Genomic DNA, 23,197 nt, shown 5'->3' on the forward strand with positions numbered 1-23,197 from the left:
GGAGTAGGGAGTAGGGAGTAGGGAGTAGGGAGTAGGGAGTAGGGAGTAGGGAGTAGGGAGTAGGGAGTAGGGAGTAGGGAGTAGGGAGTAGGATGGTCTCGGCGTCGTTTCAATCCTTCACTACTCACTACTCACTACTCACCATTGCCTAACGCCTTCTCGGCTTCTGCCACCCAGTGTCCAGCAATCCAAGCCGGCCGAGTTCCCGGTCCACGGCCCGCGTCACGTCCTTGCGCTGCGCGCCGACGTCGCGCAACTGGCGATCCGACAGATCCTCCACGTCCTGGCGCGGCAGGTTGATGGCGACTTTCGCCTGGCGAAGCCAGTCCGTTACGGCATGCAACCAGTTCGAGCGAGCTGCTGGCGAGTTCAAAACGAAGATGGACATGATGCGCTCCCGTGTTCCGCCGGATATCAAATCCGGCTTGATGGTGTTTCGATGGATGCATCATGCCGCATTGAAATCCATGAGAGAAACGAGTAGTTCTTTTCAGATCGTCAAGTTTTATTTGAGGATACGTTGATGTCCCGTCTGTTGCCCGGAACGCGCGCGCTGAGGACTCTGGAAGCCGCCGCCCGCCACCTCAATTTCACCCGCGCTGCCGACGAGCTCGGGCTGACGCCGGCGGCGGTCAGCCACCAGATCAAGGAAATCGAGGATCAGCTCGGGCTGGTGCTGTTCACGCGAACCAGTCGTACCATCCGGTTGACCGAGGCAGGTACGGTGCTGTTCGAGGCCTCGATCGATGCGCTCGACCTGCTCAACCGGGCGGTGTCGCGGGCGCGCAAGCTGACGCGCGGCACGGCATTGCTGAAGGTAACGCTCGACGCGCAGTTCGCGTCAAAATGGCTGATGCGGCGCGTCGACGATTTTCGCAAACTTCAGCCCAGTATCGAGCTGAGGTTCGACATCGGCTACGAAGTGCGCGATTTCGAACTCGACGACGTCGATGTCGGCATCCGGTTCGGGGTCGGCAAGTATCCGGGGCTTCGCGCCCATCGCCTGTTCGACAACATCCTCATTCCGGTGTGCAGCCCGAGCCTGCTGACCTCCGGCCCGTCGCTGCGCGAACCGCGCGACCTCTTCAACCACACGCTTGCCCATATCGAATGGTCGCGCCAAGGCGTGACATGGCCGAACTGGCGCATGTGGATGGCGGCGGCCGGCATCAACGATTTCGACGACAGCCGGACTATCGTGTTTGGAACCTCTACCGATGCCGTGCAGGCGGCGCTCGACGGCAATGCCGTGGCGCTCGCCGAGTTCGCCATGGTGGCAAACGACCTTTCCCAGGGAAGGCTGGTGCAGCCCTTTGAACTCGGTCTGCGCGTGGGGCCGGAGTTCGGCTACTTCCTGGTCTATCCCGAGAGCACTGCCAACGATCCGCGCATCATCGCTTTCCGCGAATGGATCCTCGACGAAGTCGCCAGGACGCAGACCTGACGACTTCTGCAGGCCTCAGCCGGCGACCGGCGTCCCGAACCAGCCGATCACCGCGCCGATGATCAACAGCACGCCGAGCCAGTGGCCGCCGTCGATCAGGGTCAGGTCCCAGCCGAAATTCTCATAGCTATGGTTGGCCGTCAGCGTCGTGGCGACGAAACCCAGCCAGAGGACGAAGCCGAAGACCAGCCCTGCGACAAGGACCGGCTCGCCGCCCGTCATCGCGCCGACGACCAAGGCCAAGACCAGCGCCATGATCAGCTCGGCGATGAAGGAGATGATGAAGGGCAATATTGATTTCTTTGACGTTGACGGATCGATCCTGGCCGCCCTCATCCAAGGCTTGCTGAGGACCGTGTACCAGACCGCGCCAAACAGCCACGCCGCGACGGCCGCGACAACCACCGCCAGCCAGTTCACCACTGAAAAATCCATAAAGCCCTCCCCTCAAGCATGCCGCCCAAAGCCTGACGGTTCTGGGATAACGACATGCGTATTCTTCAAATCAATGCGCGATGGAACGCCTGTTCGGCAATGCCGTCAAGCGAAGCGCCACACCGTGGTGCGCTTGACCAGGGCGTCCTCCAGCGCCCGCGTCACCGCCACTTCGTAGACGGCGAGCGGCTCCAGTCCCGCCTTCGGCATGTAGGAGCGGCCCGGATCGCCGACGAGGATGTCAGCGCCGCGCGCCTTCAGTGTCGAAAACCACGGCATCAGCGTGTCGGCGAAGGATTTGTCGTAGAAGACGTCGCCGGCCAGCACCACGTCCCAGCCGGCGTCGGTGCCGATGCAGTCCGTGCCGCAAAAGTCGATGGCAACGCCATTGGCCTCTGCGTTGAGGCGGACCGCCGTTTCGCAGAACGGGTCGATGTCGGCGGCGATCACGTGCGCCGCACCCGCCTTGGCGGCGGCGATGGCGACAAGGCCGGAGCCGGAGGCGAAGTCGAGCACGCGTTTGCCCCGCACATCCGACGGATTGTCCAGCACGTAACGGGCAAGGCCCTGACCGCCGGCCCAGGCAAAGGCCCAGAACGGCGGCGGCAGGCCGATTTCAATCAGCTCGTTCTCCGTGCGCTGCCAGAGGTCATGCGCTTCGTCGGCAAGATTGAGGACAATCTCCGGCACATGCGGCGGCGACATAAGCGCCGTGTTGTCGAGAATGAACTTTTTCGCGCTGTTCGGCGTGAGGACCGTCACGGAGCCGGCGTCAGGCCGCCCATGCGGCAGACTTCCTTCCATTCGGCCGGCGTCACCGGCTGTACGGAAAGCCGTCCAAGCCGCACCAGCGCCATCTCGGCAAGCTTCGGATTGGCCTTGACCTGTTCCAGCGTCGGCGGGTTCGGCACGTCCTTGAAGGCGCGGATGTCGACGCATTCCCAGCGCGGATCGTCGGTGGTGGTATCCTGATGGGCAAGCGCGCAGACCTCGGCAATGCCGACGACGTTCAGCCCCTCATTGGAGTGATAGAAGAAGCCGAGATCGCCGATCTGCATCGCCTTCATGTTGTTGCGCGCTGCATAGTTGCGCACGCCGTCCCACTGCGTGCCGGCCTTGCCCTTGGCCTTCAGCGCCTCGAAGGAGAAGACCGAAGGTTCGGATTTGAACAGCCAGTAGTTCATGTCTTTGCTCCAACTACTATTTTTGCGCAATTCCGGACGGAAAACCGTTACACACTTTTCCTGGGATCACTCGAGGCGCCGCCGGAACTAACTAGCCGCCGGCTTGTTGAAGGTCCAGTTCCACTGGCGGATTTCGACACTTTCGAACAGCCCGGCCTTGGCATAGGGGTCGGCAGCCGACAGCGCCTGCGCACCGGCGAGGTCGGGCGCTTCCACGACGACGAGGCTGCCATTGGGCTTGCCCTCGGCGTCCAGGAACGGGCCGGCAAAGGCCAGTTTGTTGTCGGCGTTCAGGCGTTCGAGAAAGGCGACGTGGACCGGCCGCGTATCGACCCGCACCTGCAGGCTGCCCGGCTTGTCCTTGCAAATCAACGCAAACAGCATGTTAAACTCCGGTTTGTTTAGGGATAGAGGTCGGTTTCGGTTTTCAGGGGTCGCGTCATCAGCGCGGACACAGCTTGCCGAATGGTGATCGTGCCGTCCAGTATCGCCGACACCGCAGCGATGATCGGCGCGTCGATGTGGCGCTCGGTGGCGATGCGGGCGGCGATCGCCGCCGTCGGCACGCCTTCGGCGAGTGGCAGTCCCGACAAGGGCTTACCTTGCCCCAGCGCCAGCCCATAGGCGAAATTGCGCGACTGGGCGGAAGAGCAGGTGAGCAAAAGGTCGCCGAGGCCGGAAAGCCCCATCAGCGTCTCCGGCTTGGCGCCGAAGGACGCGCCGATGCGGCGCAGTTCGACGAAGCCGCGCGTCACCATGGCGGCCTGCGCGCTGGCGCCGAGCCCGGCGCCGGTGACGGCGCCAGCGGCAATGGCGAAGACATTCTTCAAAGCGCCGCCAATCTCGACGCCGATCAAATCGTCGCTGGAATAGCAGCGCAGATTCTGCGCCGAAAAGCGCGCGGCAAGCTCGGCCGCCAAGGCGTCGTCGCGTGCAGCAACCACGACAGCGGTCGGCAGACCCCTGGCGACGTCGGCGGCAAAGCTCGGACCGGACAGGGCCGAAACCGGAGTTTCGGGCAGAATCTCACCAACGATCGCCGACAGCAGCGCGCCGGTGTCGCGCTCGATACCCTTGGCGCAGAGAACCAGCGGGATGCCTTTCGGCATATGGGGCTTTGCCGTCGTCAGCATGGCGCGCAGCGCCTGTGCCGGTGCCACGGCCAGCGCGCAATCGGCATCAGTCAGGGCAGTGCCGATATCGCTGGTCGCCGCAATGCCTGTTTCAATGGCGATGCCGGGGAGATAACGCGGGTTCTCGCCGCGGCGGATCGCGGAAACCGTCTCTTCGTCGCGGGCGTAGAGCCGCACATCGTGACCGGAGCGCAGCATCGCCAGCGCCAGCGCCGTGCCCCAGGCGCCGCCGCCAAGCACGGCGACGCGCCAGCCGGTCTTGTCCCTGCCGCTTGTCTTGCTGGCGCTCATGCTTTCGCTCCACGCCGGCCGGAGCCGACCATCGGCGCCGAAATGCTGTCCAGCGGCCAGCGCGAACGCGGCACGAAATCGAAGCCGTTCTCTTGCGACAGGCCTGCCCGCAACCGCTCGATCCCGGCCCAGGCGATCATCGCCGCATTGTCGGTGCACAGTTTGAGCGGCGGCGCGACAAAGGCGAAGCCGGCCTCGGCGCACTGCTTCTGCAGCGTCGCCTTGATCGCTCTGTTGGCGGCGACGCCACCGGCAACGACCAGCGCCGGCTTGGCCTTGTCCGGAAATTCGTCACGGAAGCGGGCAAGCGCGCGGGCCACGCGGTCGCCCAGCGCATCGGCTACTGCCGCCTGGAACGAGGCGCAGATGTCGGCGACATCCTGCTCACTCAGCGGCTGGATGGCGGTCGCCGCCTGGCGCACCGCAGTCTTGAGGCCGGAGAAGGAGAAATCGGGCTGCGCCGAGCCCTTCATCGGCCGCGGAAGGGCAAAGCGCGCCGCATCGCCCGACATTGCCGCCTTTTCGACGTTCGGGCCGCCGGGATAGGGCAGGCCGAGCATTTTGGCCGTCTTGTCGAAAGCTTCGCCGAGCGCGTCGTCGATGGTCGTCGCCCAGCGCTGGTAGTCGCCAACGCCGCGCACGGCGACGATCTGGGTGTGGCCGCCGGAAACCAGCAGCAGCAAATAGGGAAAGTCGAGCCCGTCGGTCAGCCTTGCGGTCAGTGCGTGGCCTTCGAGATGGTTGATGGCGATCAGCGGCTTGCCGGCGGCCGCTGCAATCGCCTTGGCCGTCATCAGGCCGACGATCAGCCCGCCGACCAGGCCGGGGCCAGCAGTGGCGGCAATGGCGTCGATGTCGGCCAGGGCTACGCCCGAATCCGCAAGAGCGGCCTCGACAATGCCGTCCAGCGCCTCGACATGGGCACGCGCGGCGATCTCCGGCACGACGCCGCCGAAGGCGGCGTGCTCCTCGATCTGGCTGAGCACGATGTTGGACGCAATCACCGGCACGGAATCGCCGTCCAGCGTCACCACGCTGGCGGCGGTCTCGTCGCAACTCGTCTCAATGCCCAGAACGCGGATCAATTCGTCGCTGTCTCCAGAGATTGTGTCGCCGGACTTTCCTAGTTAGTAGAGGCGGGCCTCGTTAGGGAGAGCGCCGGAAACGCAAAGCCAGCCGGGGGTTATCACGGACCGCGCGCCATGCAAACTTTGAAAATAGGAACACGCGGCAGCCCGCTGGCGCTCGCCCAGGCGCATGAGACGCAGGCGCGGCTGATGGAAGCGCATGGCATGCCGGCGGAAGCCTTCGAGGTCGTCGTCATTTCGACCAGCGGCGACCGCATCCAGGACCGGCCGCTGTCGGAAGCCGGCGGCAAGGGGCTGTTCACCAAGGAAATCGAAGAGGCGCTGCTGGCCGGCACGATCGATATCGCCGTGCATTCCTCCAAGGACATGCCGACAGTGCTGCCGGTCGGGCTGGAGCTGTCCGCCTTCCTGCCGCGCGAGGATGCGCGGGACGCCTTCATCGGCAAGGTGGTGAAGCGCATTGTTGATTTGCCGCAAGGCGCCAAGGTCGGGTCGTCTTCGCTCAGGCGCCAGGCGCTGATCCGGCGCATGCGGCCGGACCTAGACGTGGTCATGTTCCGCGGCAATGTGCAGACCAGGCTGCGCAAGCTGGAGGAAGGCGTCGCCGAAGGCACGATCCTCGCTTATGCCGGGCTGAAGCGGCTCGGGCTCGGCCATGTCGTCACCGACCTGATGCCGCTCGATGCTTTTCCGCCGGCGCCGGGACAAGGCGCAATCGGCATCGAAACCCGCATCGGCGACAGCGAGGTCGAAAAGATGCTGGTGGCCATCCATGATGTGCCGACAGGCCAGGCGCTGGCCTGTGAGCGCGCCTTCCTGGCGGCGCTCGACGGCTCCTGCCGCACGCCGATCGCCGGCTATGCGACGATCTCGGGCGGCAGGCTGGTTTTCGCCGGGCTGATCATTTCGCCCGATGGCACGCAATCGCATGAGGTCAAGGCCGAAGGCTTGGCGCTGGATGCCGCTGACATCGGCACGGACGCGGCCAGGATGGTGCGGGTCAAAGCGGGCGAAACCTTCTTCGACGGCTGGGTCTGATATGCGTGTCCTGGTGACGCGGCCGCAACCCGGGGCGTCGCGAACCATGCGGCGGCTGCAGGAATTGGGATTTGAGCCGCTCCTTCTGCCGCTGACCGAAACGGTGACACTGCCGGTTGGCGCCGATGCTGCGAGCGACAATGCCGTGGCCGTCGCTGTGACCAGCGCCAATGCCGTGCGGCATGCGCCGAAAGAACTCATTCGTGCGCTCGCCGCCTTGCCTTGCCATGCCGTCGGACGCAGGACGGCTGAAGCGGCACGTTGGGCAGGGTTCTTGTCGGTCAGCGAAGGGGCGGGCGACGCCGAGCGGCTGGCCGAGGCGATTGCTGCCGGCCTTTCCGGCAAGGCGGTCGTCTATCTCACAGGGCGCGTGCGGTTTCCGGCCTTCGAGGCGCCGCTGCGAAAGGCCGGCGTCGAGGTCCGCACCGTCGAAACCTACGACACGATTTCGCTCGATTATTCCGATGATGAAATCCGTGCACGCCTGTCCCATCAGGCGGTCGACGCGATGCTGCTCTATTCAGCCAAGGCGGCGGCAGCGTTGCAGGCCTTGACCGACCGGGCGGGGCTGCGCGATCTCTTTGAAAACATGCAGGTTTTTGCGCTCTCCGAGCGCGTGGCAGCGGCGTTTGACAATGCCGCCGGCAAAAAAATACGCATTGCGCGGGAACCGCAGGAGGAGGCGCTGCTTGAGCTGTTGCACCGCGGCGACTGAGCCCCGTGTCATCACGCCGCCCCTTTTCACCTGATGATGATGTGCTAGACCATTTTTCAAACCATCACGCGCCGTCGGGCGCCCAGACGAAGCAGGATTGCGGAGCCCAGGCATGGTCAAGACGCCGAAGATGCGACATTCGAAAAGCCACCGCGAGCCGGTGACCATCGAACTCGAACCCGGCGCTGTCTCGCGCATTGCCGATGCGGATGCCGCCAAGACGGATGTCGCGAACTCGGACGACGTCGAGGCCCCGGCAGGGTCGGTTGCGGCTGAGGATGCGGCTGCCATGGCCAATGCGCAGCCGGAGACGCCTGACGAGCCCGTTCATGCCGATCAAGCCGATCTCGAGCCGTGGGAGCACTCCGACGCCGCGGCGCAGGCCGCTCCCGAAAGCGCCGATGCGAAGGCGTCCACCCAGGCGGAGCAGCCTTACCCCACCGCTTCGGATGCGCCACCGCGCGCCAGAACCTCCGACTACAGTTTCGAGGATGCCTCGCCCAAGCCGGGTGCACCCAAGGAAACCCCAAGGACAGCCGGGAACCAGCCCATGGCCGCGCAACCGAAGCGCACGAACGGCATTGCCGCCGGCATCATCGGCGGTGTCATCGCGCTGGCTGCCGCCGGGGGGCTGCAGTTTGCCGGCGTGCTTGGCGCTCCGGGCTCAGGGGCGGGCACGGTCTCGCTCGACGGCGTCAATGGCGAGATCGCTTCGCTGAAGCGCGAAATCGCCGACCTCAGGGAAGCCAGCGGCAATGGCGCCGCAACGGCCAAGGTCGACGGGCTGTCTTCGGCGCTGGATCAGGTCAAGGCCGATGTCGCATCGCTGAAATCGGCGGTCGAAAAGGGCGGCGCCGGCGACAATGCCGGGCTTGCAGCGCTTGGCGACAAGGTCAAGCAGATAGAGACGGCGGTCGCCGCCCTTGGTCAGGCCGGTGGTGCAGCGCCCGTCGATCTCGCGCCGCTCAATGAAAGACTGGCGGGCCTCGACGCACTGGTGAAATCGGCCGGTGAGGCAGCCAAGACGCAGGAAGGCAAGATCGCCGCGCTGGAGCAGTCGGTGATGCAGCTCGCCGGCAAGGTCGATGCGCAGGCCTCGCAGCCAAAGATCGCGATGGCCATCGCCGCTTCGGCCTTGAAGGCGGCGCTTGACCGCGGCGCGCCGTTCGCCGCCGAGTTGGAGACCTTCGCGGCGATCTCGCCCGATGCACCGCAGATTGCAGCGCTGCGCCCCTACGCTGAAAAGGGCGTCCCGACCCGCACCGAGATCGCCGGCGAGGCCGACGCCGCGGCCAATGCGATGGTCGCGGCGGCGACGCCGGTCGATGAAAATGCCGGCTTCTTCCAGAACCTTTTGTCGAGCGCCGAATCGCTGGTCAAGGTCCGGCCGATCGGCGCCGTCGAAGGCGCCGGCGCGCCGGAAACCGTGGCGCGCATCGAAGTGGCGGTCAACCAGGGCGACTACGCCAAGGCGCTCAGCGAATACGCAACGCTGCCGGATGCGGTCAAGGCTGCCGGCGCCGACTTTGCCGGCAAACTGAAGGCGCGCATCGACGTCGAGACGCAGGTCGACGCGCTGATTGCAGGAGCGATGAAGGCATGAGGACGACACGATGATCCGCATTCTCATCTTTCTCGCCGCCGTCTTCGCCCTCGGTCTGGGCTTTGCCTGGCTGGCCGATCGTCCCGGCGAGATGGTCGTTACCTTCAACGGTTACCAATACCAGGTCAGCCTGATGGTGGCGGCGGTGGCGATCGTTGCCGTCGTCGCAGCGGTGATGATCGTCTGGTGGCTGATCAAGTCGCTGTGGAACAGCCCATACACGATCTCGCGCTATTTCCGCGTCCGCCGCCGCGACCGCGGCTACCAGGCGCTGTCGACCGGCATGATCGCAGCCGGCGCCGGCGACGGCGCGCTGGCCCGCAAGAAGTCCAAGGAAGCCGCCAAACTGATCCGCTCCGACCAGGAGCCGCTGATCCAGCTGCTCGAAGCGCAAGCCTCGCTGCTCGAAGGCGACCATGAGGGCGCGCGCGAAAAATTCGAGGCCATGCTCGACGACCCCGAAATGCGGCTGCTTGGCCTGCGCGGGCTCTATCTCGAAGCCGAACGGCTCGGCGACCGCAACGCGGCGCGTCACTATGCCGGCCGCGCCGCTTCCGTCGCGCCGCAACTGGCTTGGGCCGCCGAATCGACGCTGGAAGATCTGACCGGGCGCGGCGACTGGGACGGCGCGCTGAAGCTGGTGGAGGCGCAGAAGTCGACCAGGCAGATCGAACGCGACGCCGCCAATCGCCGCCGCGCCGTGCTGTTGACCGCCAAGGCGCAGGCGCTGACCGACAGCGACCCCAATGCAGCCAAGGCAGCGGCACTCGAGGCAAACAAGCTCGCGCCCGATTTCGCGCCGGCCGCGGTTGCAGCCGCCAATCTTCTGTTCAAACAGAACGATGTGCGCAAAGGCTCGAAGATCCTTGAGGCAGCCTGGAAGGCTGAGCCGCATCCCGAGATCGCCGAGCTCTACACCCACGCAAGGCCGGGAGATGCCGTGGTCGATCGTCTCAACCGGGCGAAGAAGCTGCAGGAGCTGAAGCGCAACAATGCCGAATCGTCGATGACGGTGGCGCGCGCCGCGCTCGATGCGCAGGATTTTTCCACCGCCCGCCGCGAGGCGGAAGCGGCGGTCCGGATGGATCGCCGGGAAGGCGCTTACCTGCTGCTGGCCGATATCGAGGAGGCAGAGACCGGCGACCAGGGCAAGATCAGGCAATTGCTGTCCAAGGCGGTCAGGGCGCCGCGCGATCCGGCCTGGGTCGCCGACGGCGTCGTCTCCGAACGCTGGGCGCCGGTATCGCCGGTCAGCGGCAAGCTCGACGCTTTCGCCTGGCGCGCACCGATGGAGCGGCTGGGCCAGCTCATCGACAGCCATGAAGACGAAGCCGATGTGCCGGTGCTTGCGGCACCCGCCAAGCCGACAAAGGAAGCCGAAGTGGTCGATCATCCCGCCGTTGCCAGGAGCAGCGAGGCGCCGACCGAGTCGAAGCCCGCTGTGGGCGATGAGCAGGTCACACCGGTCACTTCCGCCGCTTTCGCCGCAATACCGCCCGATGCCGAACCCGTCGAACCTGCCGAGGAACTGGCTCGGCTGCCCGACGACCCTGGCGTCGACCCCGACGACGAAGCGGAGAAGTCACCGCGCCGCTTCCGCCTGTTTTGATCCCTGAAGCATGATCCCAAAAAGTCGATAGCGGTTTTGGAAAAGATCATGCTCCAATAAAGTGAAGTGAGCACCATGTTCGAACGCGTCCTGGCCTTTCTGAAAGACCTGCCCTCCGGGGCTGGGGCTCGCGCCAATGCGGACGATCCGCGCGTTGCGGCGTCGGCTTTGCTCTATCATGTGATGAATGCCGACGGCGTGCGCCAGGATGTCGAGTGGGAGCGGTTCAAGCAGGTGCTGGCGCAGAGCTATTCGATCAGCGGCGACGAGCTCGATGCACTGGCTGCCGCCGGCGAGCGCGCCGACAATGAGGCGATCGACCTCTATGCCTTCACCAGCGTCTTGAAGCGCCATCTCGACGCCGAGGCGCGCAAGGCTTTCATCGGCCTGATGTGGGAAATCGTCTATGCCGACGGCGAACTGCATGAACTGGAGGACAACACCGTCTGGCGCGTCGCCGAGCTAATCGGCGTCGAGCGCCAGGATCGCGTCGAGGCGCGCCGCAAGGCGGCGGCCGCCGCGCCCGGCGCCAGCGGAACGTCGAGCGACGAATAGGATTCCGCCTTTCCATGCCGCCCAGACCGAGCTCGAAACCAAAAATCCTGATCGTGCTGCATCAGGAGACTTCGAGCCCCGGCCGGGTTGGCCACATGCTGCTCGAGGAAGGTTTCGACCTCGACATCCGCCGGCCGCCTCTCGGCGACAGCCTGCCGGAGACGCTGGAGGGACACGCCGGCGCCGTGGTGTTCGGCGGGCCGATGAGCGCCAATGACGAAGATGAGTTCGTCCGCCGCGAGACCAACTGGCTCAATGTTCCGCTAAAGGAGAACCGGCCCTTCCTCGGCATCTGCCTTGGCGCGCAGATGCTGGCCAATCATCTCGGCGGCAAGGTCGAGGGGCATGGCGAGGGGCTGGTCGAGATCGGCTGGTATCCGCTGAAGCCGACCGAAGCCGGCAAAAAGCTGCTGCCCTGGCCCGACATGGTTTACCAGTTTCACCGCGAAGGCTTTTCGCTGCCCAGGGATGCGACGCTGCTGGCCACGGCGGAAACCTACCCCAACCAGGCTTTTCGCTATGGCGACAATGCCTGGGGCATCCAGTTCCATGGCGAACTGACCCAGTTGATGATGCAGCGCTGGGTGGTGCGCGGCGCACACCGTTTCGAATTGCCCGGCGCGCAGCCCGGCCGCGACCATCTCGGCGGCCGGCTGATCTGGGATATGCACCTCAAGCGCTGGCTGAGCGAATTTTTGAGCCTGATCTTCGGCAAGCCTACTGAGGGATAGAGCAAAATCCAACTACTCTGAACGGCCGAGCTTGCCCAAAGACGACTTACCTCTGGGAGGCGTGTACGATGGATCCGGGACCTTAGCCCGTTCCCGCAGATTTGGATTGCGCCCCAAACACTCCGATGGATCGAAAAACTCCGTGGCGCATTTAAGCTTCGGCTAATAACGGCCCCAGGAGAGAACCAATGAAGAAGACGCTGCTCATTTTGAGCCTACTCATTCCGCTCGCGGCATGCTCCCGCACCGAACAAGGCGCTGCCGTCGGTGGTTTGGGTGGCGCAGCTGTAGGCGCAGCAGTGGCCGGCGACCCGGTAAAAGGGGCGGTTGTTGGCGGGGCGGTCGGAGCGCTGGCCGGGGCGGTCATCGGGCACGCCAGCGAAGCCGGCCAGTGCAGATATCGCGGTCGGAACGGTCGAGTTTACGTTGCTCAGTGCCCGGACGGCTACTGATCTCAAAGACGCGTGATCTCTTTCGATCACGCGTCTTTTCGGGGTAGGATAACTGAATGGCATATAACAGCAAAAGACTGCGGGCTTTCTGGTTCGCCGTTGTCAGCGCTGTCGCGATAAACGCCGAACTTTCGACCGCGGCCTTGGCCGCACCTGTAGAAGCGAAGACGATTGCCGATCACTTCTCATCGGTAAAGTCCATGTCCGGGGACTTTGTCCAGTCGGGCCCAAGAGCGGAAAGGACCAAAGGGAAATTTTTCCTCCAGCGGCCGGGCAAGATCCGGTTCAACTATGCAGGCCAATCAGGGGTCAGCGTAATTGCAGATGGAAAATCCTTGGTGGTCTATAACAAGAAGCTCAAGACATCGCGGCTTTATGCTCTCTCGAAGACGCCGCTCAAGCTGCTCCTCGACAATCAGGTCAACTTTTCCGGCAATCGCCTCAAAAGTATCAAGGACGATGGCGCCCAGGTGATCATCAGGCTGGCCGACAAGTCGGCCTTCGGCAATTCGAATATCACTATGGTGTTTGACAGGGAATCGCTCGATCTACGCAGATGGACCCTGACTGACGAGAGGGGCCTTACCTCGACAGTCACCATATCCAACGTGAAGCAGGGCGTTCGCGCTCCTGCGGGCACCTTCACTATCGACTATGCCGCAAACCGTGAATTCAACACCAAAACGAAATAGTCGGCAGCGCCACGAACTGCCCGTGTAACACTACTCGGCGGCCGTCTCCGACGGCACCTCTGCCGGTGCCGAAGGCTCGGCCTCGGCATGCGGCTTGCGCCGTGAAAACAGCGACCTTAGCGTGACGTAGAACACCGGCGTCAGGAACAGGCCGACGAAGGTGACGCCGAGCATGCCGGAGAACACCGCGGTGCCGAGCGACTGGCGCATTTCCGCGCCCGGGCCTGTCGCGATCATCAGCGGCACGACGCCGAGGATGAACGAGAAGGCGGTCATCAGGATCGGCCGCAGCCTGAGCCGGCAGGCTTCGACGGCAGCCTCGGCGGCCGACAGGCCGCGTTCCTGCGCCTGCCGCGCGAATTCGACGATGAGGATCGCGTTCTTGGCGGCAAGTCCGATCAGCACGATGAGGCCGATTTGCACGAGGATGTTGTTGTCCAGCCCTCGGAACGACACGCCGAGCAACGCCGCGAGCACGCCGAGCGGCACCACCAGCACGATGGCGAACGGCAGCACCCAGCTTTCATATTGCGCCGCCAGCGCCAGGAACACGAACAGCACCGACAGTCCGAAGATATAGACAGCGGCATTGCCGGTGTTGCGCTCCTGATAGGCGAGTTCGGTCCATTCGTAGGAGGTACCGGCCGGCAACGTCTGTGCCGTGATCGCTTCCATCTTGGCAAGCGCATCGCCGGTGGAAACACCGGGCGCGGCGTTGCCCTGCAGCGGCACGGAGACGTACATGTTGTAGCGCTGGACCAGCGCCGGGCCGGTGACGTCGCGGATCTCGATCAACGTGCCCAGCGGAACCAGCGCGCCGGTCGCCGAGCGCACCTTCAGTTTCAAGATGTCGGCGCGATCGAGGCGGAACGCCTGGTCGGCCTGCGCGCGCACCTGGTAGACGCGCCCGAAAGCGTTGAAGTCGTTGACGTAGGCGGTGCCCAGATTGATCGACAGCGTCTCGAAGATGTTGGGGATCGGCACGTTCAGGATGCGCGCCTTGTCGCGATCGATCGCCAGGAAGAATTGCGGGCTGGACGCGGAGAAGGTGGTGAACACGCCGGTCAGCCCCGCCGTCTTGTTGGCCTTGCCGGCAATTTCATAGGCAAGCGCCAGGATCTGCCGCATGTCGGCGCTGTTGCGCTCCTGGATCTGCAGCTTGAAGCCGCCGGCATTGCCGACGCCGCGGATCGGCGGCGGCGGCAGTGCGATAATGAAGGCTTCCTTGATGCTTTGCAGGCTGCCGAACAAATTGCCGATGACCTGGGTCGCGGACTGGCCGGCTTCCAGTCGCTCGTCAAACGGCTTGAACCTGGCGAAGATCACGCCCGCGTTGCTGGCATTGGTAAAGGTGGCACCGGAGAAGCCGGCGAAGGCGACCGCGTAGTCGACGCCCGGCGTTTTCTGGATGATCTGCGACGCCTGCTGGATGACGGCATCGGTCCGCGATAGCGAGGCGCCGTCCGGCAACTGGACGACGACGATCGCATACCCCTGGTCGAGCGACGGAATGAAACCGCGCGGCACCGTCTGAACCATATAGACCGTGGCGTAGATGAGGGCCGCGAAAACGGCCAGCGTGGCGGCCATCGCTATCCGCGAGCCGACCAGCACGCGCACGATGCTCGAATACCAATGGGCGACCTTGTCGAAGCCGCCATTGAAGCCGTCGGCGAGCGCCCGTCCGAACCGCGCCAGGAAAAAGCGCGGCGGCGCCGCAGCAGTGTGGTGCGGCTTGAACAGCAGCGCGGCCAAGGCCGGCGAGAGCGTCAGCGAATTGAATGCCGAGATCGCCGTCGACACCGCGATGGTGATCGCAAACTGCAGGTAGAACTGCCCGGAAATGCCGGGAATGAAGGCTGTCGGCACGAACACCGCTATCAGCACCAGCGAGATCGCGATGACCGCCGTTCCGACTTCGTCCATGGTCAGATGCGACGCCGGATTGGGCGCCAACCCCCTGGCGATATTTCGCTCGACGTTCTCGACCACGACGATCGCATCGTCGACGACGATGCCGATGGCCAGAACGAGGCCGAACAGCGTCAGCATGTTGAGGGAGAAGCCGGCGGCGTAAAGCACCGCCAGCGTGCCGATCAGCGACACCGGGATCGCCACGATCGGCACGATCGCCATGCGCCACGATTGCAGGAAGACGATGATGACGATGATGACCAGCACCATCGCCTCGAGGATCGTCTTGTAGACCTCCTGGATCGACTCGGCGACGAACTCGGTCGGATTGTAGACGATGTCGTAGCTCAATCCCTTCGGGAAGTCCTGGGAAAGCTCCTTCATCTTGTCCTGGATCTCCGCGGCTGCGGCGAGCGCATTGGTGCCTGGCCGCTGGAAGATGGCGAGCGCCACCGCCGGTTTGCCGTTGAGATAGGAGTTGGTGACGTAATCCTTGGCGCCGAGCTCGATGCGCGCCACGTCCTGCAGCTGGATCAGGCGGCCGTCTTCGGCCGATTTGACGATCACGTATCGGAAGTCGCGTGCGTCGTTGAAGCGGCCTTGCGTGGTGACCGTGTACTGGAACGCCGTGCCGGTATTGGTCGGCGGCGCGCCGATGGAGCCGCCCGACACCTGGACGTTCTGGTCGCGCAGCGCCTGCACCACATCGCCCGAGGTCATCCCCAGGGCGGACAGTTTTTCCGGATCGAGCCAGATGCGCAGCGAATATTCGCGTTCGCCGAAGATGATGAGGTCGCCGACGCCGTCCAACCTGAGCAGTATGTCGCGCACCCGCGAGCGGGCGTAGTTCGAGACGTAGAGCTGGTCGTAGGTATTGTCGGGCGACAGCATGTGCACGACCATCATCAGGTCGGGCGAGCTCTTGATGGTGGTGATGCCGAGGCGGCGGACTTCTTCGGGCAGGCGCGGCTCGGCGACCGACACGCGGTTCTGTACCAGCACCTGCGCCTGGTCGAGATCGGTGCCTAGCTTGAAGGTGATGGTCAGCGCCATCGCCCCGTCGCCGGACGAATAGGACGACATGTAAAGCATGCCCTCGACGCCGTTGATCTCCTGCTCGATCGGCGTTGCCACCGTCGCTGCGACCGTCTCGGCGTCGGCGCCCGGGTACTGGGCGCGAACGACGATGGTCGGCGGCGCGATCTCGGGATATTGCGCGATCGGCAGCTGGGTATAAGCAATCCCGCCGAGGATCAGGAGGACGATCGAAACCACCGATGCGAAGATCGGACGGTCGACGAAGAAATGGGCGAACCTCATTGCTGCAACCCGGCGGTCTCGACCTTGGGCGGCAACGTCACCATCTCGACTTTCACCTTGGTGCCGGGCCTGGCGTGCATCAGCCCGTTGACGATGATCGTCTCGTCGCCGGTCAGGCCCGCGCGGATCACCCGGTAGCCGTCGAGAAGCGGGCCGGTGCGCACGGGCTTCGCCGACACCATCCCGGCCTCATCCACCAGGTACACGATGCGGCGATCCTGATCGGCGCCGACCGCCTCGTCGGGCACCAGGACGCCGCTATGCGGCAGCGACCCCGGCACGTTGATGCGCCCGAACATGCCTGGCTGGAGAACGCCGTCGGCGTTGGCAAACCTTGCACGCACCCGCATGGTGCCGGTCGCGTTGTCGATCCGGTTCTCGGCAAAATCGAGCTTGCCCTTGAATACCGCCTCCGCGCGGTCAGCGACGCGAACCACCACCTCGAGCCCGCCGGCGCCTTCCTGCATGCTGCCGCCGCGCTCCTTCGCGTCGCGGGCGTAGCTGAAATACAGGCGCTCATCGACGTCGAAATAGAAGTCGATCGGATCGCGCGTGACGATGGTCGTCAGCAAGGTGGAATCCGGCTGCACGAGGTTGCCGACCGACACCAGCCGGCGGTCGATGCGGCCGGACAAGGGCGCCTTGATCTCGGTGAACTCCAGATTCAGGTTGGCCGTCGTCAGCGCAGCCGTCGCGCCTTGCATCTGCGCCTGCGCCGAAAGGTATTCCCGCCGACGGTCGTCGACCGTCGCGGCCGAGATATTGCCGGTCTTGGCGAGTTCATCGGCGCGATCCAGCTGCATCTTGGAGAATTCGAGCAGGGACTTGGCGACGTCTACTTGCGACTTGGCGGCATCGTAGGCCGCCTGGTACGGACGCTGGTCGATGGTGAAGAGCAGGTCGCCCTTGTTGACCAGTGCGCCGTCCTGGAAGCTGATCTTGTCCAGATAGCCGCTGACGCGCGAACGGATGGCAACCTCGTCGACGGCTTCGAAGCGCCCGACGAACTCATCGTCTTCGACGATTTCACGCACCACCGGCTTGGCCGCCGTCACCACCGGCAGTTGCTGGTCCTGCGCAAACGCGTTGCTGCTGAAAGCCATGCCGAGCAGGAATGCCACTGGGACGGCGGAGCGGGCCAGCCAGCCGACCGATCGGCTGGGTCGCCCGCTTGCGTCGCGATGCGATTGCCGATTCCCTGAAGTGTCCATTTGCGTCCCCGCTAGCTGGACCCGGAGGTCGGGTGGTTCTCTTCTATATTTAAGGTTTCTCGTCGAGACCAGAGCACTGCAGTATTGTGCATGGCAACATAATCATTTTCCATATGGACTGAAATGTCCACCCTGTGGCTGCCCCGCCATCTGGCTAGTTCGCCCAGAACCGGCCCATCCGCTTCCGGCCCATCTAAGCCGTCATCGGCGCAAGCTGATTTGGACCGAGCGCCGGATCCTGCGGCTTACTCGATCAGTTGCGGCTGTTGAGATGCCGCACCCTTCGCAGTTGCGGAAACAGCACCGCCCACAGTCCGGCGACGGCAATCGCACCGACGCCGCCGATCACCACCGCCGGCACGGTGCCGATCAGCGCCGCCATGGTGCCGGCGCGGAACTCGCCGACTTCGTTGGAGGCGCCGACGAAGACCTGGTTGACGGCGTTGACGCGGCCGCGCACCTCGTCGGGTGTCCACAGCTGGATCAGCGTCTCCCTGATATAGACGCTGAACATGTCGGTGGCGCCGAGGCCGGCAAGGGCCAGGATCGACAGCCAGGTGATGGTCGAGACGCCGAACAGCACGGTGAAGGCGCCGAACCCGGCGACGAAGCCGAGCATGATCTTGCCGGCACTGTCGCGCAGCGGATGCCCGGCAAGCCAGACCGCGACACAGATGGCGCCGATGCCGGGCGCCGAGCGCAGCAGGCCGAGGCCCCACGGGCCGAGTTCCAGAATATCGCGGGCATAGACCGGCAGCAGCGCCGAGGCACCGGACAGAAGCACGGCGAAGAGGTCGAGCGAGATGGCGCCCAAGACGATCTTCTCGCTCCAGATGTATCGGAAGCCGGCAAACAGCGTCTCCATCGTCGGCTTGTCGGTGGCGCTCTGCTGGGCCGGTTTCGGAATGGTGAAGATCAGCAGACCGGCCACCAGCATCAGCACGGAGGCAACGGCGTAAGCGGCTTCGGCCGAGACGCCATAGAGCAGGCCGCCGGCGACCGGGCCGACAATGGTCGCCGTTTGCCAGGCGGACGAGTTCCAGGCGATCGCATTGCCGAAATCTTCCGGCGGAACAAGGTTGGCGAACAGCGACGACGAGGCCGGCCCATAAAAAGCGCGCGCCAGGCCGAACATAGCCAGCACGATGAAGATCGGCAGCGGGCTGACGAGACCGCGCAGCGTGAAGTACAACAGGACAAGCGCACAACCTGCCTCGACTACCGTCGCCAGCGCCATGATCAGGCGGCGGCCGAAACGGTCGGCGACAACGCCGGTGACCAGCACCAGCAGCAGCGACGGCAGGAACTGGACGATGCCGACAATGCCGAGATCGAAGGGATCGCGCGTCAGATCATAGATCTGCCAGCCGACGGCGACGGACACGATCATGGTGGCGAAGGTGGTCAGGAAACGCGCCGCCCAATAGCTCAGGAAGGAGCGATGGCGGAAGGCGGCGTAACGCCGGTCAGGCGGTGTATGGGAATGGGATGTCATGGATACAGGCCCCGTTGCTTGCATTGGCCGGCGGGGCACTTCCCGGAAATGGGCGCTGTTCCGGCCAATGAAACTTATCAAAGTTCGGGGCGCGTATGCGTGAAAATCGGGCCTGGATCAAGCGGTTTTCCAGCCGCTCGCCCGATTGCACGCGGACGTTACTGCCTCAGCGCGGCGGTGATGGCGTCGAGGCCGCCCTGTAATTCCGCCTCTTTCGGCCAGCCGAAACCGACGCGGAAGAAGCGCTTGGGCATATCAAACCAGTGGCCGGGACCGACATAGGTGCCGTGGCTTTCCAGCAGATTGACGTAGAAACGGTCGAGGTCGAAGTCTGGACTGACAACGAGCCTTGGAAATCCAACGACGCCGCCTTGTGGCCGCACCCAGTCGACCAGCGGCTCGCGGTCAATCCAGGCTTGCACGATGTCGCGGCGTTTCGCCATCTCGGGCAGCAGCGCGGCCAAGAAAGCGTCGCGGCGCTCCAGCATGCCGCGCGCAATTCCTTCGTCGATCACGCTGCCGCAAATGCCGATCTGCTCCTTGGCGGCGAGGAAGCGCTCCTGCAGTTCAGCATCGCTGGTGATCAGCCAGCCAATGCGGATGCCGGGAATGCCGAAGGCTTTCGACAGCGACGAGACACTGATCGCCTTGGGGCTGAGAGAAGCCGCCGCCGGCAGGCGCTGTCCATAGGAGAGGTCGCGATAGGTCTCGTCGACCAGCAGATGGCAGCCGCTCGCTTCGGCCAGCGCAATCAGCGCGTCGAGATCGGCCCGGCCCATCATCGTGCCGGTCGGGTTGTGCGGGCAGGTGACGCTGATCAGCTTGGTGTTCGGTTGCATGCTGGCGGCGACGCGGCCGAAATCGATGGCAAAGCCTGCGTCGAAATCGAGATCGACATAGGAGATGGCGCAGCCGATCGCCTTGGGGGTCTCGATGTTGGTGGCGTAGTTCGGCCGGACGACGACAAGATGGTCGCGCTCCGACAGAAGCGAGGTCGAAATGATGAAGAGCGCGCCCGCCGCACCGGCGGTCACCAGAACATCGTCAGCGGAGATGCCTTTGTCTTGCGCCGCGATCAGCGCCCGCAACTCCTTGTCGCCGCGATGCTCGCCGTAGAACAGCGTGAGATCCGGCAGCGACAGGCCGACGTCGGAGAGTTTCTGATCGGCGATCGAGCTTTCGGAGAGATTGAACCGAATGCGATCGTAGCCGTATTCCTCCGGCGCCTCTTTCTCGATCACCATTCTGGCGTAGTTCATCGCTGCTCCCCCAAAGCAATCTCTGTGGTGTATCCAAGCCACAAAAGCACGAAGCCTGCCAAGGCTCATTCGCCGGCAGGCTTCTGTTCCAGTCGTCCAAACGATTGGCTCAGGGCCGAGGCGCTGATCCCACTCAGGCCGGAACTTTGGCCTTCCGACCCTTGGCTTTCGCCGGCGCGGCCACTGCAGCCTTGCGGCCGAGGCCGATCGACTTGGCCAGCTCGGAGCGCGACGCCGCGTAGTTGGGGGCAACCATCGGATAGTCGGCCGGCAGGCCCCATTTGGTACGATAGGCTTCCGGCGTCAGGTTGAAATGGACGCCGAGATGGCGCTTCAGCGATTTGAATTTTTTGCCGTCCTCGAGGCAGATGATGTAATCCGGCGTCACCGACCGCTTGGGATTGACGGCCGGGATCTGCGGCGCCGCCACTGGGGCCGGCGGCTGGCTGAGCCCGCCGATCGACGCCGCAACGCTGGCGATGAGATCGCTCAGGCCGGCAACGGGCAAGCGGTTCTTCTCGACGTAAGCGGACACGATATGGGCGGTAAGCTCGAGCAGGTCGATGTCCTTGTCAGAGTCGTTGCTGTCGTCGGCCAATTTATCTCTCCGTCGCTAGGGGGGTGGCGGAAACTCCCAGAGTGGTCCCAGCGGAGCCGGAAATCCGCTCTAGTCATTTGTCTTGCCGCATATGTGCGGTTGCGCCAGATGATTCCATCCGGTGCCACCGATCTAATCGCCAAATCTGCGTAACGCAATGACTTCGTATCGCGCCACACGTCATTTTGAACAACTATACTGAATTTTAATACTATCAGACGATCAGCGCCTTGTCGCGCCATAGTCGAAAACCGCCCTCGAAAGCGCGCGTATTGTCGCCGCGCCTGGATGTGGCGGGCAATTCATCCAGTCTGTCGACATTGCCGCCGCCGATGACGACATAATCCGGCTGCAGCGCCGCACGCAGCCGCTCGACGACGTCGACAACGTATTTGCGCCATTTTTTCTTGCCGTATTTCTCCAGGCCGCGCTCACCGACATAATCTTCGAAACTGCCGCCCTTGCGGTACGGCAGATGCGCCAGTTCCATTGGCTGGCCGACATTGTTGAGGATCATCGCCGCGCCCAGGCCGGTGCCGAGGCCGAGGAACAGCATGCGCCCGCCATCGTAGCTGCCGATCGCCTGCAGCAGCGCGTCGTTGACGACCTTGACCGGCTTGCCGAAGGCGGCGGCAAAATCGTAGCCGTCCCAGCCCTTGCCGAGATTGGCGGGATCGAGCGAAGGCCTGTTGTGCCTGACCGGGCCGGGATAGCCCATCGAGATCAGGTCATAGGCCAGCCCTTCGGCCAGCGTCTTCACCGTGGCGACCATCTGCTGCGGCGTCAGGTCCGGTCCGGAATCGGCGCGGCGCATCTCGCCGCCTGCGCTGGTGAGGATTTTCACATGCGAGCCGCCGACATCGATCGTCAGCACGATCGGTTCGGCCTTGGCCTTCGCGGGCCTGGCTGCCTTGGCCATGTCGTTTCCTCCGCTCACTTGGCGCATTCCCGCGTTTCAGGGAAACGGGGGAATGCTCCAACTCTTTGTTTTTACCCAATTTCGGACGGAAAGACCGCTCGCACTTTTCCTGGAATTGCTCAACTCGGATTGATCCAGCCGTTGGGCGGCCCGAAGCTGACCATGGCGTCGGCCGGCCCCCAGGTCTTCGGCTCATAGATATGCGGCGGCGTGGTGTCGCCGAGCACCGGGCCGACAATGCGCCAGGCAAGCTCGCTGGCATCCTGGCGGGTGAACAATTGGCCATTGCCGTTCATGGCATCGCCGATCAGCCGCTCATAGGGCGGCATGTCGCCCTTCGAATCGTCGAGCGCGGTGAGCTCGACCTGCTCGCCGACCATGTCGTCGCCGGGCGCCTTGCGCTGCGCGCCGATCGAGATCGCCACCTGCGGGTCGATGCGGAAGCGCACGTAATTGGCGTCGCTGGGCTTGATCGGATCGAAGACGTCGAGCGGCGGCCGCTTCAGCCGCACGATCACTTCGGTCACATGCACCGGCATGTTCTTGCCGGTGCGGATGAAGAAGGGCACGTCCTGCCAGCGCCAGGTGTCGACCATGAAGCGCACCGCGGCAAAGGTTTCGACCGGCGAGTTCGGCTTCACGCCGGGTTCAGCGAGGTAGCCGGTGAACTGGCCGCGCACGACGTCGTCCTTGGTCAGCGTGCGGATGGCGCGCAGCACCTGCACCTTCTCGTCGATCAGATCGTCGGCCGAGCGGCCGACCGGCGGTTCCATGGCGAGCAGCAAAAGGATGTTGAGCAGATGGTTCTCGATCACATCGCGGATAGCGCCGACATCGTCATAGAATTTGCCACGGCCTTCGACGCCGAAGTCCTCGGCCATGGTGATCTGTACGCTTTCGACGAAGTTGCGGTTCCAGATCGGCTCGAGAAAGGAATTGGCAAAGCGGAAATAGAGCAGGTTCTGGATCGCCTCCTTGCCGAGATAGTGGTCGATGCGGAAGATCGACTGCTCTTCGAACACCAGATGCAGCACGCGGTTCAGCCAGCGCGCTGATTGGAGATCGTGGCCGAACGGCTTTTCCACCATCAGCCGCGCGCCATGCGCGGTACCGGATTGCTCCAGCCCCTGGACAACGGTCTCGAACATGGTCGGCGGCACCGCCATATAGTGCAGCGGCCGCTGCGCCGAGCCGAGCGCCGTCTTCAGCTTCTCGAAGGTCGCGCCGTCGCGGTAGTCGCCGCTGACATAGCGCAGCAGACTGGCGAATTTGGCGAAGATCTTTTCGTCGATCTTGCCGACAGCGTTGACGATGCCGTCGCGGGCCCGCGCCTGCAATTGGTTGATGTCCCAGGCATCGAAGGCGACGCCGATCACCGGCTCGGTCAGCGTCCCCTTGGCTACCATCTGGTAGAGGGCCGGAAATATCTTCTTGTGGGCAAGGTCGCCGGTTGCTCCGAAGAGCACCAGCGTGTCGGACCGTTCCGGGTTCATCTTGCGCGTCTCCCCTGC

General features: G+C 64.1%; 23 protein-coding genes. 9 read left to right on the plus strand and 14 right to left on the minus strand.

What is annotated here, in order from left to right; all coding sequences use genetic code 11:
* Positions 1-148 precede the first annotated feature (148 nt).
* Entirely contained in the window at positions 149-388 is a 240-nt protein-coding gene (locus tag NKJ77_RS25895; protein ID WP_023670491.1) for a hypothetical protein, read from the minus strand.
* Positions 389-523: 135 nt separating this feature from the next.
* Here NKJ77_RS25895 and gcvA point away from each other — a divergent pair, with 135 nt between their 5' ends.
* Entirely contained in the window at positions 524-1,444 is a 921-nt protein-coding gene (gcvA, locus tag NKJ77_RS25900; RefSeq protein ID WP_023702380.1) for a transcriptional regulator GcvA, read from the plus strand.
* Positions 1,445-1,459: 15 nt separating this feature from the next.
* Here the strand turns inward: gcvA and NKJ77_RS25905 are convergent, their stop codons facing one another.
* The 6 genes from NKJ77_RS25905 to tsaD all read right to left on the minus strand — a co-directional run bounded on the left by NKJ77_RS25905 (position 1,460) and on the right by tsaD (position 5,569).
* Positions 1,460-1,879, minus strand: coding sequence for a DUF1761 domain-containing protein (locus NKJ77_RS25905; RefSeq protein WP_023702381.1), 420 nt, complete (start codon positions 1,877-1,879; stop codon positions 1,460-1,462).
* Between the two features lie 105 nt (positions 1,880-1,984).
* The gene (locus NKJ77_RS25910; RefSeq protein ID WP_023670488.1) at positions 1,985-2,683 is read right to left on the minus strand and encodes a class I SAM-dependent methyltransferase; all 699 of its coding nucleotides are present in this window, start codon (positions 2,681-2,683) and stop codon (positions 1,985-1,987) included.
* Positions 2,638-3,063, minus strand: coding sequence for an EVE domain-containing protein (locus tag NKJ77_RS25915; RefSeq protein WP_023670487.1), 426 nt, complete (start codon positions 3,061-3,063; stop codon positions 2,638-2,640). Before NKJ77_RS25915 ends, NKJ77_RS25910 begins: the two co-directional genes overlap by 46 nt.
* A gap of 87 nt (positions 3,064-3,150) precedes the next feature.
* Entirely contained in the window at positions 3,151-3,447 is a 297-nt protein-coding gene (locus NKJ77_RS25920) for a YciI-like protein (protein ID WP_023687732.1), read from the minus strand.
* Between the two features lie 17 nt (positions 3,448-3,464).
* The gene (locus NKJ77_RS25925) at positions 3,465-4,487 is read right to left on the minus strand and encodes an NAD(P)H-dependent glycerol-3-phosphate dehydrogenase (protein WP_352535932.1); all 1,023 of its coding nucleotides are present in this window, start codon (positions 4,485-4,487) and stop codon (positions 3,465-3,467) included.
* Positions 4,484-5,569 carry a tRNA (adenosine(37)-N6)-threonylcarbamoyltransferase complex transferase subunit TsaD gene (tsaD, locus tag NKJ77_RS25930; protein ID WP_352535949.1) on the minus strand — a complete coding sequence of 362 codons (1,086 nt, stop codon included), beginning with the start codon at positions 5,567-5,569 and terminating at the stop codon, positions 4,484-4,486. The genes NKJ77_RS25925 and tsaD overlap by 4 nt, the downstream gene beginning before the upstream one ends.
* Positions 5,570-5,689: 120 nt before the next feature.
* Between tsaD and hemC the strand changes: the two genes are divergently transcribed.
* The 8 genes from hemC to NKJ77_RS25970 all read left to right on the plus strand — a co-directional run bounded on the left by hemC (position 5,690) and on the right by NKJ77_RS25970 (position 12,970).
* Complete coding sequence (gene hemC, locus NKJ77_RS25935; protein WP_023702385.1) at positions 5,690-6,613, plus strand: hydroxymethylbilane synthase; 924 nt, start codon at positions 5,690-5,692, stop codon at positions 6,611-6,613.
* A 1-nt stretch (position 6,614) separates the two neighbouring features.
* On the plus strand, positions 6,615-7,328 hold the full coding sequence (locus NKJ77_RS25940; protein WP_023824344.1) for a uroporphyrinogen-III synthase: 714 nt from the start codon (positions 6,615-6,617) through the stop codon (positions 7,326-7,328).
* Between the two features lie 112 nt (positions 7,329-7,440).
* Complete coding sequence (locus NKJ77_RS25945; protein WP_352535933.1) at positions 7,441-8,931, plus strand: COG4223 family protein; 1,491 nt, start codon at positions 7,441-7,443, stop codon at positions 8,929-8,931.
* Between the two features lie 10 nt (positions 8,932-8,941).
* Positions 8,942-10,540: a heme biosynthesis protein HemY gene (locus NKJ77_RS25950; protein WP_352535934.1), complete on the plus strand. Its 1,599-nt coding sequence runs from the start codon at positions 8,942-8,944 to the stop codon at positions 10,538-10,540.
* Between the two features lie 75 nt (positions 10,541-10,615).
* Positions 10,616-11,095 carry a tellurite resistance TerB family protein gene (locus NKJ77_RS25955; RefSeq protein WP_023702389.1) on the plus strand — a complete coding sequence of 160 codons (480 nt, stop codon included), beginning with the start codon at positions 10,616-10,618 and terminating at the stop codon, positions 11,093-11,095.
* A gap of 14 nt (positions 11,096-11,109) precedes the next feature.
* The gene (locus NKJ77_RS25960) at positions 11,110-11,826 is read left to right on the plus strand and encodes a glutamine amidotransferase (RefSeq protein WP_286487908.1); all 717 of its coding nucleotides are present in this window, start codon (positions 11,110-11,112) and stop codon (positions 11,824-11,826) included.
* 188 nt (positions 11,827-12,014) lie between these two features.
* Complete coding sequence (locus NKJ77_RS25965) at positions 12,015-12,278, plus strand: YMGG-like glycine zipper-containing protein (protein ID WP_023670477.1); 264 nt, start codon at positions 12,015-12,017, stop codon at positions 12,276-12,278.
* A 56-nt stretch (positions 12,279-12,334) separates the two neighbouring features.
* Positions 12,335-12,970 (plus strand): LolA family protein, encoded by a 636-nt coding sequence (locus NKJ77_RS25970; protein ID WP_023687739.1) that lies wholly within the window; start codon positions 12,335-12,337, stop codon positions 12,968-12,970.
* 30 nt (positions 12,971-13,000) lie between these two features.
* Here the strand turns inward: NKJ77_RS25970 and NKJ77_RS25975 are convergent, their stop codons facing one another.
* The 7 genes from NKJ77_RS25975 to zwf all read right to left on the minus strand — a co-directional run bounded on the left by NKJ77_RS25975 (position 13,001) and on the right by zwf (position 23,179).
* Positions 13,001-16,204, minus strand: a complete 3,204-nt coding sequence (locus NKJ77_RS25975; RefSeq protein WP_023752682.1) for an efflux RND transporter permease subunit — start codon at positions 16,202-16,204, stop codon at positions 13,001-13,003.
* Positions 16,201-17,307, minus strand: coding sequence for an efflux RND transporter periplasmic adaptor subunit (locus NKJ77_RS25980; RefSeq protein ID WP_023687741.1), 1,107 nt, complete (start codon positions 17,305-17,307; stop codon positions 16,201-16,203). The genes NKJ77_RS25975 and NKJ77_RS25980 overlap by 4 nt, the downstream gene beginning before the upstream one ends.
* 361 nt (positions 17,308-17,668) lie before the next feature.
* Positions 17,669-18,910: an MFS transporter gene (locus NKJ77_RS25985; protein WP_023670472.1), complete on the minus strand. Its 1,242-nt coding sequence runs from the start codon at positions 18,908-18,910 to the stop codon at positions 17,669-17,671.
* A gap of 158 nt (positions 18,911-19,068) precedes the next feature.
* On the minus strand, positions 19,069-20,169 hold the full coding sequence (locus tag NKJ77_RS25990) for a pyridoxal phosphate-dependent aminotransferase (RefSeq protein ID WP_023745387.1): 1,101 nt from the start codon (positions 20,167-20,169) through the stop codon (positions 19,069-19,071).
* Between the two features lie 133 nt (positions 20,170-20,302).
* Positions 20,303-20,767, minus strand: a complete 465-nt coding sequence (locus tag NKJ77_RS25995; RefSeq protein WP_023687743.1) for a Ros/MucR family transcriptional regulator — start codon at positions 20,765-20,767, stop codon at positions 20,303-20,305.
* Positions 20,768-20,981: 214 nt separating this feature from the next.
* Positions 20,982-21,686, minus strand: coding sequence for an ROK family protein (locus NKJ77_RS26000; protein WP_023831843.1), 705 nt, complete (start codon positions 21,684-21,686; stop codon positions 20,982-20,984).
* A gap of 119 nt (positions 21,687-21,805) precedes the next feature.
* A complete protein-coding gene (zwf, locus tag NKJ77_RS26005; RefSeq protein ID WP_023831842.1) occupies positions 21,806-23,179 on the minus strand; it encodes a glucose-6-phosphate dehydrogenase in 1,374 nt (457 codons plus the stop codon).
* Positions 23,180-23,197: the final 18 nt, after the last annotated feature.

This window comes from Mesorhizobium sp. M0052 (assembly GCF_040323255.1).
GTDB lineage: Bacteria > Pseudomonadota > Alphaproteobacteria > Rhizobiales > Rhizobiaceae > Mesorhizobium.